At 40.7% G+C, this 16,296-nt stretch carries 15 protein-coding genes; 4 read left to right on the top strand and 11 right to left on the bottom strand.

Annotation, left to right across the window (positions count from 1 at the left end; translation table 11 throughout):
• Window positions 1-271: 271 nt before the first annotated feature.
• A complete protein-coding gene (locus GKR61_RS03695) occupies window positions 272-1,117 on the top strand; it encodes a MurR/RpiR family transcriptional regulator (RefSeq protein ID WP_036948244.1) in 846 nt (281 codons plus the stop codon).
• Window positions 1,118-1,317: 200 nt separating this feature from the next.
• The gene (gene pyk, locus GKR61_RS03690) at window positions 1,318-2,760 is read left to right on the top strand and encodes a pyruvate kinase (protein ID WP_036948247.1); all 1,443 of its coding nucleotides are present in this window, start codon (window positions 1,318-1,320) and stop codon (window positions 2,758-2,760) included.
• A gap of 73 nt (window positions 2,761-2,833) precedes the next feature.
• Here pyk and GKR61_RS17900 read toward each other — a convergent pair whose 3' ends face one another.
• The 8 genes from GKR61_RS17900 to znuA all read right to left on the bottom strand — a co-directional run bounded on the left by GKR61_RS17900 (window position 2,834) and on the right by znuA (window position 12,290).
• A complete protein-coding gene (locus tag GKR61_RS17900; RefSeq protein WP_154599310.1) occupies window positions 2,834-3,856 on the bottom strand; it encodes a fimbrial protein in 1,023 nt (340 codons plus the stop codon).
• 8 nt (window positions 3,857-3,864) lie between these two features.
• The gene (locus GKR61_RS03680) at window positions 3,865-6,378 is read right to left on the bottom strand and encodes a fimbria/pilus outer membrane usher protein (RefSeq protein ID WP_154639552.1); all 2,514 of its coding nucleotides are present in this window, start codon (window positions 6,376-6,378) and stop codon (window positions 3,865-3,867) included.
• A 3-nt stretch (window positions 6,379-6,381) separates the two neighbouring features.
• Entirely contained in the window at window positions 6,382-7,179 is a 798-nt protein-coding gene (locus tag GKR61_RS03675; protein ID WP_230083114.1) for a fimbrial biogenesis chaperone, read from the bottom strand.
• A complete protein-coding gene (locus tag GKR61_RS03670; RefSeq protein ID WP_036948256.1) occupies window positions 7,097-7,618 on the bottom strand; it encodes a fimbrial protein in 522 nt (173 codons plus the stop codon). Before GKR61_RS03670 ends, GKR61_RS03675 begins: the two co-directional genes overlap by 83 nt.
• A gap of 195 nt (window positions 7,619-7,813) precedes the next feature.
• Complete coding sequence (locus GKR61_RS03665) at window positions 7,814-8,662, bottom strand: LysR family transcriptional regulator (protein ID WP_108478187.1); 849 nt, start codon at window positions 8,660-8,662, stop codon at window positions 7,814-7,816.
• A gap of 221 nt (window positions 8,663-8,883) precedes the next feature.
• On the bottom strand, window positions 8,884-9,858 hold the full coding sequence (gene lpxM / locus GKR61_RS03660; RefSeq protein ID WP_154639551.1) for a lauroyl-Kdo(2)-lipid IV(A) myristoyltransferase: 975 nt from the start codon (window positions 9,856-9,858) through the stop codon (window positions 8,884-8,886).
• 117 nt (window positions 9,859-9,975) lie between these two features.
• The gene (mepM, locus tag GKR61_RS03655; RefSeq protein ID WP_036948263.1) at window positions 9,976-11,310 is read right to left on the bottom strand and encodes a murein DD-endopeptidase MepM; all 1,335 of its coding nucleotides are present in this window, start codon (window positions 11,308-11,310) and stop codon (window positions 9,976-9,978) included.
• Window positions 11,311-11,330: 20 nt separating this feature from the next.
• A complete protein-coding gene (gene znuA / locus GKR61_RS03650; protein ID WP_154599314.1) occupies window positions 11,331-12,290 on the bottom strand; it encodes a zinc ABC transporter substrate-binding protein ZnuA in 960 nt (319 codons plus the stop codon).
• A gap of 73 nt (window positions 12,291-12,363) precedes the next feature.
• Here znuA and znuC point away from each other — a divergent pair, with 73 nt between their 5' ends.
• Both znuC and znuB read left to right on the top strand, forming a co-directional pair.
• A complete protein-coding gene (gene znuC / locus GKR61_RS03645; protein WP_154599315.1) occupies window positions 12,364-13,131 on the top strand; it encodes a zinc ABC transporter ATP-binding protein ZnuC in 768 nt (255 codons plus the stop codon).
• Window positions 13,124-13,909: a zinc ABC transporter permease subunit ZnuB gene (znuB, locus tag GKR61_RS03640; protein ID WP_154599316.1), complete on the top strand. Its 786-nt coding sequence runs from the start codon at window positions 13,124-13,126 to the stop codon at window positions 13,907-13,909. The genes znuC and znuB overlap by 8 nt, the downstream gene beginning before the upstream one ends.
• 96 nt (window positions 13,910-14,005) lie before the next feature.
• Here the strand turns inward: znuB and GKR61_RS03635 are convergent, their stop codons facing one another.
• The 3 genes from GKR61_RS03635 to ruvA all read right to left on the bottom strand — a co-directional run bounded on the left by GKR61_RS03635 (window position 14,006) and on the right by ruvA (window position 16,264).
• The gene (locus GKR61_RS03635) at window positions 14,006-14,365 is read right to left on the bottom strand and encodes a hypothetical protein (RefSeq protein ID WP_154599317.1); all 360 of its coding nucleotides are present in this window, start codon (window positions 14,363-14,365) and stop codon (window positions 14,006-14,008) included.
• Window positions 14,366-14,619: 254 nt separating this feature from the next.
• A complete protein-coding gene (gene ruvB, locus GKR61_RS03630; protein WP_036948275.1) occupies window positions 14,620-15,630 on the bottom strand; it encodes a Holliday junction branch migration DNA helicase RuvB in 1,011 nt (336 codons plus the stop codon).
• 16 nt (window positions 15,631-15,646) lie between these two features.
• Window positions 15,647-16,264, bottom strand: a complete 618-nt coding sequence (ruvA, locus tag GKR61_RS03625; protein WP_036948277.1) for a Holliday junction branch migration protein RuvA — start codon at window positions 16,262-16,264, stop codon at window positions 15,647-15,649.
• Window positions 16,265-16,296 lie beyond the last annotated feature (32 nt).

Raw genomic sequence — 16,296 nt, 5'->3', positions numbered from 1 at the left:
TGAAAAATACAGCATACCCAGACATCAATAAAATTTTTTATCACTGAATGCTTCCAGCTTTGTTGGAAAATCACGGTTTATGTAGTGAGTTTACTAAGTTGAAAATTAGATACGGGTCATATTTTCGTAAAAAAAGCCATAAGTTACGCTCAGTGCATAGATAGCTTACAACCAACACGTAGTATATTTTCAGTCATATCCAGATGTTAATGCCACCATACTCTGATGGCAGAAATATTTCTCCTTTTGCTGAAATAGGCACTTTTGCTATATGAATATTTTAGAACAAATGAAAACTAGCCTCGATTTTTTGAGCAAATCAGAAAAAAAAGTGGCTGAGGTCATTTTAGGAATGCCCCAAAGTGCTATTCATCTTAGTATAGCGGCGTTAGCCCAACTGGCTGACGTCAGCGAGCCTACCGTCAACCGATTTTGCCGAAAAATGGAAACCAAAGGGTTTCCTGACTTTAAATTAAAACTGGCTCAAAATCTTGCCAATGGCACACCATACGTTAATCGCCATATCGAAGAGACTGACACCGTCAATACCTATACCCATAAGATTTTCGAGTCGGCGATGGCAGGGTTAGACAATGTCAAACATACACTCGATACGCATGCCATTAATCGCGCTGTTGATTTACTCACCCAAGCTCGGAAAATCAGTTTTTTTGGGTTTGGAGCTTCTGCGGCGGTAGCCCACGATGCGATGAATAAATTTTTCCGTTTTAATATTCCAGTCATATACTTTGATGATATTGTCATGCAACGCATGAGTTGCATCAATAGTAGCGAGGGGGATGTGATTGTGTTGATTTCTCACACTGGACGCACAAAAGCCTTAGTCGATATGGCGCAACTCGCTCGCCAGAATGATGCGACGGTCATCGCAATTACCTCCGAAGGTTCTCCTCTCGCCAAAGAAGCCAGCTTATCAATTATTATTGATGTCCCTGAAGATACGGACATGTACATGCCAATGGTCTCCAGAATGGCGCAGCTTGCCGTCATTGATGTATTAACCACCGGATTTACTTTGCGTCGAGGCGAAAAATTTAGAGATAACTTGAAACGGGTCAAAGAAGCGTTACGCGATTCGCGGTTTGATAATGTCTGAAAGATGGAAATGACAATGTTAAAAGAGGTTTCTTAAGTCTACCGGGCCCAAAGAGTTTTTATTCTCCCGATGGCTTTAAGAAATTTGCTGTATATAATAGCTGTGCTCGTGTCAGCACCCCTATTTGCAGTAAATAGGTTTCGAAATGGAGTGAAATGGTTTCACTTATATTTGTACCATTACAGGTCACGGAGTAATACATGTCTAGACGGCTTAGAAGAACTAAAATTGTTACAACCCTTGGTCCAGCAACCGATCGTGATAATAATCTAGAAAAAATTATCAATGCTGGGGCTAACGTTGTTCGCCTTAACTTCTCTCACGGAACTCCTGAAGACCACATGGCGCGCGCAAATAAAGTGCGTGAGATTGCGGCTCGATTAGGGCGTCACGTCGCTATTCTTGGGGATCTACAAGGTCCGAAAATTCGTGTTTCTACTTTTAAAGACGGTAAAGTTTTCCTCAATGTTGGTGATAAATTCACGCTGGATGCCTCATTAGGTAAAGGTGAAGGCGACCAGCATAAAGTGGGTATCGACTATAAAGGTCTGCCTGCTGACGTGGTACCGGGCGATATTCTCCTACTGGATGATGGTCGCGTGCAGTTAAAAGTTCGTGAAGTTCAAGGTTTGCAAGTCTTCACCGAAGTGACTGTCGGCGGACAACTTTCCAACAATAAAGGTATTAATAAACTCGGTGGTGGTTTGTCCGCAGAAGCGCTGACAGAAAAAGACAAAGCCGACATTATTACCGCTGCTAAAATCAATGTGGATTTCTTGGCTGTCTCTTTCCCGCGTTCAGGTGAAGATCTGGATTATGCTCGCCGTTTAGCTCGAGATGCAGGCTGTGAATGCCAAATCGTCGCCAAAGTTGAACGTGCAGAAGCAGTCGCAACTGACGACATCATGGACGAAGTGATCCTTGCATCTGATGTGGTGATGGTTGCCCGTGGTGACTTAGGAGTTGAAATTGGTGACCCTGAACTGGTTGCAGTACAGAAGAAATTAATTCGTCGTTCCCGTCAATTGAACCGCGTGGTGATCACGGCAACTCAAATGATGGAATCCATGATCACCAACCCAATGCCAACCCGTGCAGAAGTCATGGACGTGGCAAACGCGGTCTTAGACGGAACTGATGCGGTGATGCTATCCGCAGAAACCGCCGCAGGACAATACCCAGCAGAAACTGTCGCCGCCATGGCACAAGTCTGTTTTGGTGCGGAGAAAATGCCGGGTCTGAATATTTCGAAACACCGTTTAGATGCTGAATTCGAAAGTTCCGAAGATGCAATTGCGATGTCAACCATGTACGCCGCCAACCACCTAAAAGGCGTTAAAGCGATCATCGCGATGACTGAATCAGGTCGTACCGCACGTATTATGTCGCGCATTAGCTCTGGCTTGCCAATTTTCGCGATGTCTCGCCATGAAAAAACATTGAATCAATGTTCACTGTACCGGGGTGTCACCCCTGTGTTTTGCAGCACGCATACTGATGGTATTGCGGCAGCAAGCGAAGCCATCGCACGTTTACGTGATAATGGCTACTTGATGGTAGGTGATACGGTTATCGTGACTCAAGGTGACCAAATGGGCACCATCGGCAGCACCAATACCTGCCGTATTTTAGTGGTTGAATAATAATTTTATCGTTAATGGTAATGTAAGCGTTCAATTCATCGAGGGAGCTTAGGCTCCCTTTTATTTTTTCATCTCAATGATATTGCAAATTAAATTGCAGCGTTCCATCCGCCTTTCCTCCGCGTGTTTTCTCTGCTGTTTGAATATAGGCCGCTTCTAACGGAATAACATAGTGTTGCGCTTGATTTAAACGGGAAATTTGTACCATTTGGTTGAGTTTAATCGGCTTCCCTTTGTGCTTAATTTGAATACCAAAGCCTTTCGCCGTTTCTTGATGATTCGGATTGTTGAGTGCAATCGTTCCACCTATCCCACTTTCGTCAGCCGTTCCCATAAAGTTGATCTTTACGGGTGAAGATTCATCGCACTCAAGCTCAATTTTGAACCGCTTACGACTATTCACAAGCGTCACACCCACCCCATTTGCACCTGACTTTTCCACTTGACCAAACACAACATTGATCACCCGATTTTTCACTTCACATCCATTTGCAATCACATTAATCGGTGACAACCAAATTTTTGGCTCAACATTTCCAAACGAATCTTGAATAATAAACTTATTATTAAACACAATAAGCATTGCAGCGCTGGTCGATTGTAATAATTGAGTATTGACTCGAGGGCGAATTTTATAAAATGCGGCTTTCAAGGTAACATTGTAATTGCCTCTTGATTCGCTACTCGGGCACAATAAACGATTCGCCGGATTTCCATCGCGATTATTTTTACCATTCACATATCCCCTCGCTGAACACGGGCTATTAACTGAGCCGTGCAATGCAAAGCCGATACCTGATAGGCCAATTTCCTTAATAGCGCCAACCCCTGCTATCTGATAGTGCTCATCAAATATACCAGGTAAATTAATTCCCACTCGCGTTGTCCCTGATTCATTCCACCACACCCATGGCGTATAGGTTCCCAGCTCTATCGTTGCAATATGTGAGTTGATGGGTGCACTTTTAGGGACATACAGCGTTTGAGATATCGGTACCGTGTAAGATGCAAATTCTGCTCGGTAGTCTGCGAAAAGTCTTGGTGAGAACAACAACATGATGGCGTAGATAACGCTGGAGATAGCAAACTGTTTCATAACACCCCTTATTGGCAAACCCCGTCAATAAATTGAATATTTTGATTGCTCACATCAATCTTAAGAGGTAATTGACACTGCTGTGTATACGCTTCTCCCCATTTAATTTGAACAATACTCTGTGCAGGAACCCCACTCAAATAGACTTCTCCATCATTCGCTACAATGCCCGATGAGACGATATGCTGCTGTGCGAGAATATTAACTTGGGTACCAAACCCGAGTAACCGATTATTTTTCTTGAGTTTTAATACCACTCGCCCACCACGCTTCGCTTTAAGATCCACCAAAATAATCGCACCGCTTGTGGGAACAACGGTCGCTGAGCTCAATTCCACATCATCATTACCCTTTAACGTCGAGGTATCTACACTCACTTTATTACGTTCATAGCGCGTTAACATAGGCACCACGGCATACCCTTGCCCATTAGTACGCAGTGAAGGCACGTTATTCACTTTCAAATTATTAATATCTTGAGTTTTAACCAGTCCAATAGCATCAGAAAACGCGCGTGAAGCGGTCATTCCATCTTGATGAAATAAAAGCGCTCCAGTCACCTCAGCATGGGTAGCTTGATATTCAGAAGCATAATCCCAACCAGCACCAAATTCACCGTAAGAGGTTACGTAATTACCACGAATACCATGACTGAATTGTTGATTTTTATGATGATATTGCTGAGTAATGTCATATTGCAATTGATTGGAATTGAAAGCTGAGCCATTCAAGCTAAATGTACTTATTCCCCCGGCATTGCCGCTCGAGTTGTAGCTATAAACACCCCAATAAGCCTTTTCTTTCCAACGAAATGGCATACTGCAATTAAAGGAAAATAATCTATCGACCCGACGAGGATTATTTTGCTCAGAATGGGAATAGGAAAAGCTGTAATTAATAGATTGATATTGAGAGCCAAAACTGACTGTCAGGTTATTATCTGATCCTGACTGTCCCCAATATTTTTGTTGATACCCATTAATGTTTAAAGATCCCCATTTCCCTAGCGCTTGACTCAAAGCAATCTGTAACCGTTGCTTTTTTGATATTCGATCGATGTCTATGGCGTGAAAAAAAGTATGGCTTATATCTGGCTCTAACGCGTATTGAGCTGATAAATTCAGTCCCGTCGCTGTATTTTGAATATATTTGGTATATTGAAGACGGTAGGTTTGATCCGTCATCTTTGCATATTGCTGCCATTGTTCTTGTGAGTATGTCATATCCAATGAAATACCCCCTAGGTAACCTAAACTCACCCCTGATCCTAAAACATAGACTTGTTTATCTTCTGAGATAAAAGCGCCACCTAATAATGATAGATTGCCATAATTCTCTAAATTGATTGGCAGACCATAGATCCCAGAGAATTGAATAAAATAAGGTCGTTCTATCCTTTTCTCTTCCCTATATTTTCCAAGTTCGATGCTGTATTTTAATGCCCCCTCCCTTTGCATGATGGGGGCATTAGAAAAAGGTTGGGTAAATGTTCTTATTGATCCATTTGCTTCAGTGACCATAACCTGTAAATCCCCATTGAACGACGTAGGATAAAGATCATTCAATAGAAATTCCCCAGCAGGTACTGATGTTTGATAAATAATCTGACCATTTTGACGAACAGTGACCACTGCATTAGTATTTGCAACCCCACTAACTACAGGAGCAAATCCACGGCGACTTTGCGGTAACATGCTTTCTTCCGACATAAGCTTTATACCGTGATATTGAAAAGCACCCATAATCCCGTTATCAGACGCTGTTTCTCCAATAATTAAATGGCTTTTCAAATCACGAATATCCCGCTCTAAGAAAGTTTGCAAACTATGCAAAATAGCCTTTTCACTCGTGTCATTGTAATAACTGTGATTACGTAACCGCCAAGCTCCCCAATTAATCCCATTTCGTAGACCTACATAAATATTTCGCTGGCTGTTTGAGTTTCCCCATGCTCGGTTAAACCGTGCTGAATAGTTAATAAACATCCCGTTAATTCCATCGTCCCATTCAGTGACGTCAATATAGCCTCGGCTCGCCATTTCCATTGCAATTTGAGGAATGCTAATATCTAATCGATTTGAAAAGAAATCATGATGAATGTCACTACCATCAATTGAGCGCTTAATATCTAAGAATTTATCGGTTGAAGAGATTTCATTTTTTTGTAATAACATTGAGGGCTTAACACCCCAACTCATTAACTGTTCTTTTGTTATCTTAGGTTTCAGTTTTTTTTCTTCATTATCGTAAATAAATTCAAGCAACTCATCTGCAACTTTGTTTCCATTCACATAAATATTGACCTGATAACGACCAGGGAGTTGCCCTTCTGTTTTAGAAAGATAACTTAATAATGAAGAGTCAGATAGCTTATTCTCAATCCCTGTATTAATTGCATTGATGTCAAACATCTCACTTGCACTAGAAATTGATGCAAATCCAACTGATGAAAAAAATGTAATATTAATGAATTTCGTTTTTTTACTATAAAACCAATTTTTGATTAAGTGGTGTGTTTCCATACACTAGCTCTTGGTTATTTTCTTTTCCACAATAGCACCATAGTCATTAATAAATTCAACAGTAACTACATGCCCCTTATCTATCTTATCTTTAAAAATATAATCATCTACCCAAGGGTAAATCATTTTCATTCCTTTTATGGACTCCCCATTAATTAAAATGCTTTTAATTGATAAATGATATGGAGTTTTATTTTTTATTTTTATTCCATTATGCTCTTTTGTTAATATTATGTTATCAAAATTTAATGGCTCAATATCGTTTGAGCGTAGGAAAAGTTTAAACTGAGAATTAATAATAATTTGCAATTCATTTTCAATACTCTCATCTTTAGGAGGTATTGATTTTATATTTAATAAAAATATTTTTTCTTGGTTAGATGCAAGTGGCTCGCCTAAATACGCAATTCTTGCTGCCCCATAACTACTCGGCTCAACACGGAATAAAGCTGGAGTTGCAATAAATGGCGCTTTAATATCCTCATTGAATCCGGTCACCCAACTTTGGATTAAGAAAGGTTTTTTTTCATTACTATTAAAAATTGGAATTGAAATTTCTCGTTTATTATCCATATAAACAAAACGAGTTCCACCTACGCTAATCCCACTAGCTGATGCTAAAGATACAAAACAGAAAAAAAATAAAATAGCTGAATAAATTATCTTCATAGACATGCCAACATAACGTAAATATGGGTGACAAGCGTCACCCAGCATATTATTGATATTGAATACTGTAAATTGCGCTACTATTTGCTTGCCCTGCTGTTGCAGCACCGGTTGCTTTAAACGCTGCAACATACTCCAACTCTCCCGAGTTTCCTGCTAAAACAACCTCTTTAGTATCTTCGTATAATTTTATCTGAGAAACTGCATTTTTTTCATACAATGCAATACCTACGTTTTTTGCTGCGCCATTGCCATGATGTAAAGCGAGAATATCTTGGTCCACCGCATCGCGATTTCCTGCGAAATTAACCGTCACTTTAGTATCAAGAGGGCAATCTACAAGTTTAATTGTGAAATTCGTTAACCCTGCCATTTCTCCAGCAGAAGATAAACTTTTGGTTGATATTCGGCCAAGATCAACATTTAAATTACGTGATTGACTATCTACGGTACAAGCTTGCTCCGTTATTTCTCCCGTAAAATTAATCACACCAGAAGCAAACACTGCCGGTGCGATCGTGATAGCCAAGCTCACTCCCAATAAATTTAGAGTTTTATTTAGAATATTCATGATATTTCCTATAAATAGAATGTATGTTTTAAAATTTACATTTCAAAAAGTAAATATGTTATATATTTACTTTTCGCCAGAAATATAGCATCCCCCTTCAATTAAGTTAATGAATGGTTATATTGATTTTTTTAAATTCAAATCAAAAATACTCATACACTTTACAGAATAAATTTAAAACCAAAATTAATTAGTTTAGAAATCATTAAATAGGTAATTTATGATCATATCATTTATTATGGGATTCTTATTTTTATACATATAAAATTGGTATTTAGAATTGCAAATATCATTCTCAATTTCTTTTAAGATGTTTTCCTCTATCAATTCATGAATAATATTCCTTGGAAACCAAGAGTAACCGACTGAATTTTTAGTTAATTTAATCGCTGTTTCAGTATTTGCAACCTTAACAGTTTGGTGGCTTCGCATCTTATCTTGAAAAATCGTAGACAAAACAATATGCGGTGTTTTTTCGAGTTTATGTCTAATCTTATCTTTGGTACATTGCTGCAAATAATGATTAGGCGCTGTAACAAGAACCGCGTCAATCTCTCCCAAAAAGATGGGATTTAATGAACCGATATAATGATGAGATATTAATAAATCAAACTCTTTATATGATAAGATATCTTCCCGATTCAGTAGTGTTTTGGTTAATTCAATATCATAATCTTTTCTACTTTTGATTAGGCTTCCAATCTTATTTAATAGGTCATCACTGCTATATAATGAATCTATTACTATCTTTATTTTATTATTTATCTTTTTATTTATTAATTTCGCGGCTATTTCTAATGCAATCGCTTTATTGGTCACTTCTCGTGATAATGCTAATAGTGCTTCACCTTGTGAAGTTAATACAGCTCGGCGTTTTTCCACTACAAAAATTTCAATATCTAATATTTGTTCTAGCTTACTAATAGTATAACTAATTGAAGATTGTGTTTTATGTAACACTTCAGCCGCTTGAGCGAACCCGCCATAATCGACAACAGCTTGCAAAGTTATCCATTGATCTAATGTTGTTTTCGTTTTATTCATAATGTTTCCAGCCCATAATCTTCCCTCACCTTCATCTCAGGAAGAATATAACAATGTATTTAGAATATCACTCCTACACTTTAGTGTTTTTAGTATTATTTTAAAGCCATCTTTTAAATTAAATTTATTCCATAATTATATATAATAAATATCTACCGCTCTTAAAAAACAAAAGCCACGGATAATGATTACCGTGGCTTTTTACTATACTAAAAAGATATCTAGCGATATAAATCCTTTCGCTGATAAGGTTCTATTTCACCTTCCTTGCGCGTTTTCAAGAGTTTGAGGATCCACGTATATTGCTCTGGATTAGGCTCAACTAAAAACTCTAACTCCTCATTCATTCGACGTGCAATATAGTTATCATCTTGCCCATCAATATCATCCATTGGTTCACGAACATAGATATGTAATTGATGATTAACGTGATCGTACACCGGAAATAACGGAACAATGTTCGCTTTACACACTTTCATCAATCGACCAATAGCGGGTAAAGTCGCTTTGTATGTGCCAAAGAAATCAACAAATTCACTGTGTTCTTCCCCATGATCTTGATCGGGTAGATAAAAGCCCCAGTAACCTTGTCTGACCGATGCAATAAAAGGTTTAATTCCTGCTTCGCGGGAATGAAGGCGTCCACCAAAATGGTAACGCGCCTTGTTCCACAAATAATCTGCAACGGGATTTTTCTGGTGATGGAACATCGCCGCCATATTCTGCCCCATCGCAGCTAATAACATTGCAGGAGCATCGACAGCCCAGCCGTGAGGAACCATAAAAATCACATTGCTTTGCTGTTCCTGCAATTGGTCGATAATCTGTTTGTTATGCCACTGGGTGCGCGCTAATGTTCGCTCTGCACCACGTACACACAATTCAGCCAACATGACAAAAGACTGCGGTGCAGTTTCAAACATCCGGTCAACCAACTCTTCTCTTTGTTGCTCTTCCATATCAGGAAAGCAATAGAGTAAGTTAATTTTAGCTCGGCGACGGGCGCTCTTCGCTAATCGTCCAACCCATTTACCTATTTTTGCCAGCATAGGATCACGAACTTTAACAGGGGTATAGGCAAGCGCAACAAAGAGCCCTGCACCTAACCACACGCCCCAATATTTAGGTAATAAATAGGATTTATGAAACGTTGGCACATAGCCCTTTTTGCTGTCGGTATCTTGTTCTTTATTCATGTTATACCCAAGAAATCACGGCTATTTTGATAACCAAAAATGAATGTGTAAGAGCATTACAAAAAAAACTGGCAGACACAAGTATCTGCCAGTTATTGGATGAAGAAGCTGAAATGGTTATTTCAGTTTAAGCTGAGGTTTAGTTTCTTTGACCAGCTCTAAATATTCTTTACGTTCTTTACCTGTTAAACCACCTGAGCTTGGTAATTTCGCAGTTAGCGGGTTGACGGCTTGTTGGTTAACCCACATTTCAAAATGGAGATGTGGCCCTGTAGAACGTCCAGTATTACCTGATAACGCAATGCGATCACCACGCTTCACTTTTTGTCCTGGTTTCACCAGCAATTGACGTAAATGCATATAACGCGTCGTATATTGGCGACCATGGCGAATAGCAATAAAGTTTCCTGCCGCACCACTGTACTTCGCCACAATCACTTCACCATCACCAACCGCTAATACAGGGGTACCCACTGGCATTGAGAAATCGACCCCTTTATGTGGTGCAACTCGCCCCGTTACCGGGTTAACACGACGCGGGTTAAAGTGTGATGAAACTCTGAACTGCTTAACCGTTGGAAAACGCAAGAAACCGCGTTCTAAACCATTACCTTCACTGTCATAGTAGCGTCCGTCTTCAGCACGGAAAGCGTAGTAATTTTTACCGCCAGACTGTAAACGTACGCCAACTAGTTGGCTCTGTTCATGAGTCCCATTGAGCATCTCGCGCCCCATTAAAACAGTAAACTTATCGCCTTTTTTCAGCTTGTTAAAGTCCACCTGCCACTGTAATGCTTTGGTAACTTCACGACCTTCGGTACGAGTCAAACCGGCTTTCTTGGTGCTTTGAGCAAACGTGCCTTCGATAGAACCGGTCATCACGCTGTTTGTCCAATCACCTTTGCGGATCTCTTTCACTTCTTCAAATTTGTTGGTTGCCCCAACACGTTTGAAGATACGCGTTTCACGACGAGAAACATCCCACGTTAAGGATTCTAATTCGCCATCAGCATTCAGTGTCCAGCTAAGGGTTTGACCGATTTTTAAATTACGTAATGATTTATGTTGATTTGAAAGTGTCGCAACATCACCAGCTTCAATACCAAACTGGGTCAAAATAGACGATAAATTATCGCCACTTGAGACAACATATTCATGTGCGAGAGGTGTACCATCTGCATCTGATGCGTCAGTGTCGCTGTCTGCAACGCCTTCATCGGGTAACTGCTCACTACTATCTTGAATTAAATCATCGCCTTCTGCTTCAATCGCTGATTGAGCAAAAGGAATGACCGTATCAGGAGAACTGTCACTTTCATGCGTAGTAGGGATATGTACAGGCCGCCAAATCGCGACGGCCATGGTGGCGACAGTGAGCGTGCTCAACACAATTTTATGGGTCTTGGACAAGCCGTTAAATGCCTGCACAATACCACTTGCCATTTGCTGCACTTTAAACTATTCCTCTATGCTTAATTCAGGCAGCTTGCGTATTGTTCTGATAGTTGAGTCAGAAACTTCATGTAGCTATCTGGTCCAATTGCCAGCCCACTACCGAGTGGGTCGAGAGTACCCATTTTGACTCCCGTATTTTTCGCTACGCTTTCAATAACCGCAGGTCTGAATTGTGGCTCAGCAAAAACGCATTGCGCTTTATGCTCAACCAGTTGTGTTCGTATTTGATGCAATTTTTGGGCACCGGGCTGAATCTCAGGGTTTATCGTAAAATGCCCTAACGGAGCGAGCTGATAGTGTTTTTCAAAGTAGCCATAAGCATCGTGAAAAACAAAATACCCTTTATTTTGAGCCGGTTTTAAAATACTAGCAATTTTCTTATCGTTTTGCGCCATGTTTTCTTTGAATTTACGAAGGTTTACGTCCAGCTTATCTTTCTGAGCAGGATAAAGCTCTACTAAACGCGCGTAAATGTCATCGGCAGCCAAATTTGCAATATCTGGAGACAACCAGATGTGCATATTATACTCACCATGGTGATGATGTTCGTGATCCGCATCATGGTTAGGTTCATCGGCATGTTGATGGCTATCGTCCTCCTCATGGTTTTCAGCCATTAATAAGTCATGAATATTTTTCTGCTCAGCCAATGCCAGACGTTTATTCTGGTCTAATACATTGATTGGCTTCTCTAAAAATATTTCTAATTCAGGACCAACCCAAACAAATAAATCAGCCTGTTTTATCTTTTTTAAATCCGAAGGTTTCAGTGCATAATCATGTGGCGAAGCGCCATCAGGAAGTAAAACTTGTGTATCAGTGACACCATCAGCGATCCCCGCAGCAATGAAAGCTAAAGGTCGAATCGATGTGACGACATCGGCGTTGGCTAGTGGCAACATCGATGCAGTTAAAACTGAAGCTAACGTAGCTTTGCAGATGAATTTACGGGTAATAAGTTTCGATTTGTGTATCATGAACATTTTTCCGTGATCTTAAAATTGAAATGTTATAATATAACACAACTTGATTTCTGCAAGATGTTTTCATATGCAACCACTATTATCTTTAAATAAAATCTCTGTCTCATTTGGCAATAAACCCGTATTAAAGGATGTCACTTTTGCACTTAACAAAGGTGATATCGTGACGTTATTGGGGCCGAATGGTGCCGGTAAATCCACGATTGTTCGCGTGGTATTGGGGCTATTAGCGCCCACATCAGGCACTATCAATCGAGCCTCGTCACTCTCTATTGGTTATGTCCCACAAAAACTGCATTTAGATACCACCCTACCGCTAACCGTGAAGCGGTTTATGATGTTAAAGCAAGGTGTCCGCACGGCACATTTATTACCCGCTCTTGAGCGAGTAAAAGCCACGCATCTTATTGACCAGCCAATGCAGAAACTCTCGGGTGGTGAAACCCAGCGCGTTCTACTTGCGCGTGCATTACTCAATAAACCTGATTTGTTGGTTCTCGATGAGCCCGCCCAAGGCGTCGATATTAATGGTCAAGTTGCGTTGTATGACCTAATCAATCAATTAAGAACTGAACTCGGTTGCGCGGTTCTCATGGTCTCTCATGACCTGCATTTAGTTATGGCAAAAACAGACCAAGTTTTATGTATTAACGGGCATATTTGTTGCTCTGGTACCCCTGATGTTGTCTCTAATCACCCTGAATTTGTTGCTATGTTTGGCTATCGGGGCGCACAGCAACTGGGGGTTTACCGTCATCAACATAATCACCAACATGATTTAGAAGGTAATGTGATTACATCCCACCAACACAGCAAGGATTGCCATCATGATTGAGTTACTGTTACCTGGTTGGATTGCAGGTATGTTACTCGCGATTGCTGCCGGTCCCTTAGGTTCCTTTGTGGTTTGGCGCCGCATGTCCTATTTTGGGGACACCCTCGCCCACGCATCTTTGCTAGGTGTTGCCTTCGGTTTGCTGTTAAACATTAATCCCTTTTACGCCGTGATCGCCGTGACGTTATTATTGGCTCTGATCCTTGTGTGGCTGGAAAAACGTCCTCAACTCGCCGTCGATACATTACTCGGCATTATGGCTCACAGCTCTCTATCTTTAGGCCTTGTTGTCGTCAGCCTAATGGCGAGTGTCCGCGTCGATCTGATGGCTTATCTATTTGGTGATTTGTTATCCGTAACATATGAAGACATTATAACGATTCTAATCGGTGTAGTTGTCGTTTGCGGGTTGCTTTTTTATCGATGGCGGGCGCTTTTATCGATGACAGTTAGCTCAGAGCTGGCTTTTGTGGATGGAATTAATCTCCAACGCTCTCGCTTATTGTTGATGATGGTCACGGCGTTAACCATCGGGATCGCAATGAAATTTGTTGGTGCGCTAATCATTACCTCTTTACTGATCATCCCTGCTGCTACCGCTCGACGTTTTGCAAAAACGCCAGAACAAATGGCGCTCACCGCCATTGGTATTGGCATGGTTTCCGTGACTGGCGGATTAACCCTATCCGCATTTTATGACACTCCGGCTGGCCCGTCCGTGGTACTAACTTCTGCCATTTTATTTATTCTAAGTTTGTGCGTAAAAACGAAAAACTAGTTGTATAAAAAGAATGCCTGAATAAAACCGTATCTGGATAAAAAACCTATAGAAAACCCGCTTTATGCGGGTTCTAATAAAATTCAATAATACGAATTATTCAGCATTCTTTTTATCGTTATTCACGGGGGTTTCTACATCACCGACACTATCGTTTATAAATCCACCGACACAATCCATAAATTGATTAACTTTTAGTTTAAATCCTTCATCTGAGTATTTTGGATCATTTAATTTATTTTTTGGAACATTCACGTTTAAATCCCCATGAAATTTCTTGTTTAAGTCAATTTCACCCTCGATACTCACCCAATATGTTGATCCTTCAGGTAAATACCGAGAACAACTTTCAATAGTTTCCTTATTGGTGATAGCTTTGGTGTTTTTTGTGCAACCAGAAACAACAGTTGCAAATAAAAGTACTGTGAGTGCAAATGTGCAAGAAGCTTTATTCATGTGGGACTATCCTAATAGTCGAAAAAACACCATATGATAATAAAAATCATTATCAATGTCTGTATTTTTAAAACTCACTGCATATATTCTCAATACCATTTCGTGGACTAAATAATGATAATTTCTCAATTTAGTAAAATATAGATACAAAAAAACCCAGTAATTGTGGCTAAATTACTGGGTTCATTTCATTTGAAATACGTATGATATTATTTAAATCATACGTATCTATATATCAATCAAGCGTTTAAAATCTAGACTTCTTTCGGCGTTAACCCGAAATGAGAATAAGCATGGGCTGTTGCCATACGCCCTCTTGGTGTTCGCTGAATAAACCCTTGCTGGATAAGATAAGGTTCGAGCACATCTTCGATGGTCTCGCGCTCTTCTCCAATCGCAGCGGCAAGGTTATCAACCCCCACTGGTCCGCCCATAAACTTATCGATGATTGCCACCAGCAGTTTACGGTCAAGATAGTCAAAACCCGCCGCATCCACATTCAACATATCCAGCGCTTGGCTCGCAATCAACTCATCAATACTGCCATTGCCTTTTACTTGGGCAAAGTCACGCACACGGCGTAATAAACGGTTAGTGATTCGTGGTGTTCCTCGTGAACGCATCGCGACCTGCAATGCCCCTTCTTCGGTGATATCCAGCCCCATATACTGAGCGCTACGCTTCACGATATGTTGCAAATCATCAACTTGGTAAAATTCTAAGCGCTGTACGATCCCAAAGCGGTCACGCAGTGGCGACGTTAAAGAGCCAGCCCGCGTAGTGGCGCCAATTAACGTGAATGGCGGTAAATCGATTTTGATGGAACGTGCCGCAGGACCTTCACCAATCATAATATCTAATTGATAGTCTTCCATGGCAGGATACAAAATCTCTTCGACTACGGGTGAAAGGCGATGGATTTCATCAATAAACAGGACATCATGAGGCTCAAGGTTAGTCAGCATCGCTGCCAAATCCCCTGCCTTTTCTAGGACAGGCCCTGAGGTTGTCCGTAAATTAACCCCAAGTTCGTTGGCGACAATACCCGCTAATGTGGTTTTTCCTAACCCTGGTGGTCCAAAAATTAACAGATGATCAAGCGCATCCCCCCGCATTTTGGCTGCCTGAATAAATATTTCCATTTGATGCTTAACTTGCGGTTGCCCAATATACTCATCCAGTAATTTAGGGCGGATCGCGCGATCAATGGCTTCTTCTTCAGAATGCAGCACTTCAGCGGTAATTAGGCGATCAGCTTCAATCATCGTAATAATCTCTCAATTAAAGTGCTGCGCGTAAGGCATCACGGATCAGGGTTTCAGAATCGCTATCAGGTTTCGCGACTTTACTCACCATACGGCTGGCTTCTTGCGGCTTATATCCCAAAGCAATCAAGGCAGCAGCAGCTTCGGCTTCGATATCTGCTTGGCTTGGTCCTTGGCTCTTCACGCTTGGTAAATTAATATCGCTCACTGGGTTGAAAAGATCCCCATTCAAGCCTTTGAAACGGTCTTTCATTTCGACCACTAAACGCTCGGCAGTTTTCTTACCAATACCTGGCAATTTCACCAAAGAGGAAATCGCTTCTTGCTCGATGGCAGACACAAATTGTTGAGCCGACATGCCAGATAAAATTGCGAGTGCCAGTTTAGGACCCACGCCATTGACTTTAATCAGCTCTTTAAATAGTGCACGCTCTTGTTTGTCATTGAAACCATACAGTAATTGAGCGTCTTCTCGCACAACAAAGTGGGTGAAAACAATCGCTTCTTGACCAATTTCAGGTAATTCATAGAAACAAGTCATTGGCATATGAACTTCATAGCCAACACCTTGTAGCTCAAGTAACACAATGGGTGGTTGCTTTTCTAATACGATGCCACGTAAACGACCTATCACACTGAACCCCTTAAATTTGATTAGCGTTTTAA

The organism is Providencia sp. wls1916 (genome assembly GCF_009706585.1).
In the GTDB taxonomy this organism is placed as follows: domain Bacteria; phylum Pseudomonadota; class Gammaproteobacteria; order Enterobacterales; family Enterobacteriaceae; genus Providencia; species Providencia lanzhouensis.
Note: the sequence above shows the minus strand (reverse complement) of the source record. Positions and strands in the feature narration are given on the sequence as shown.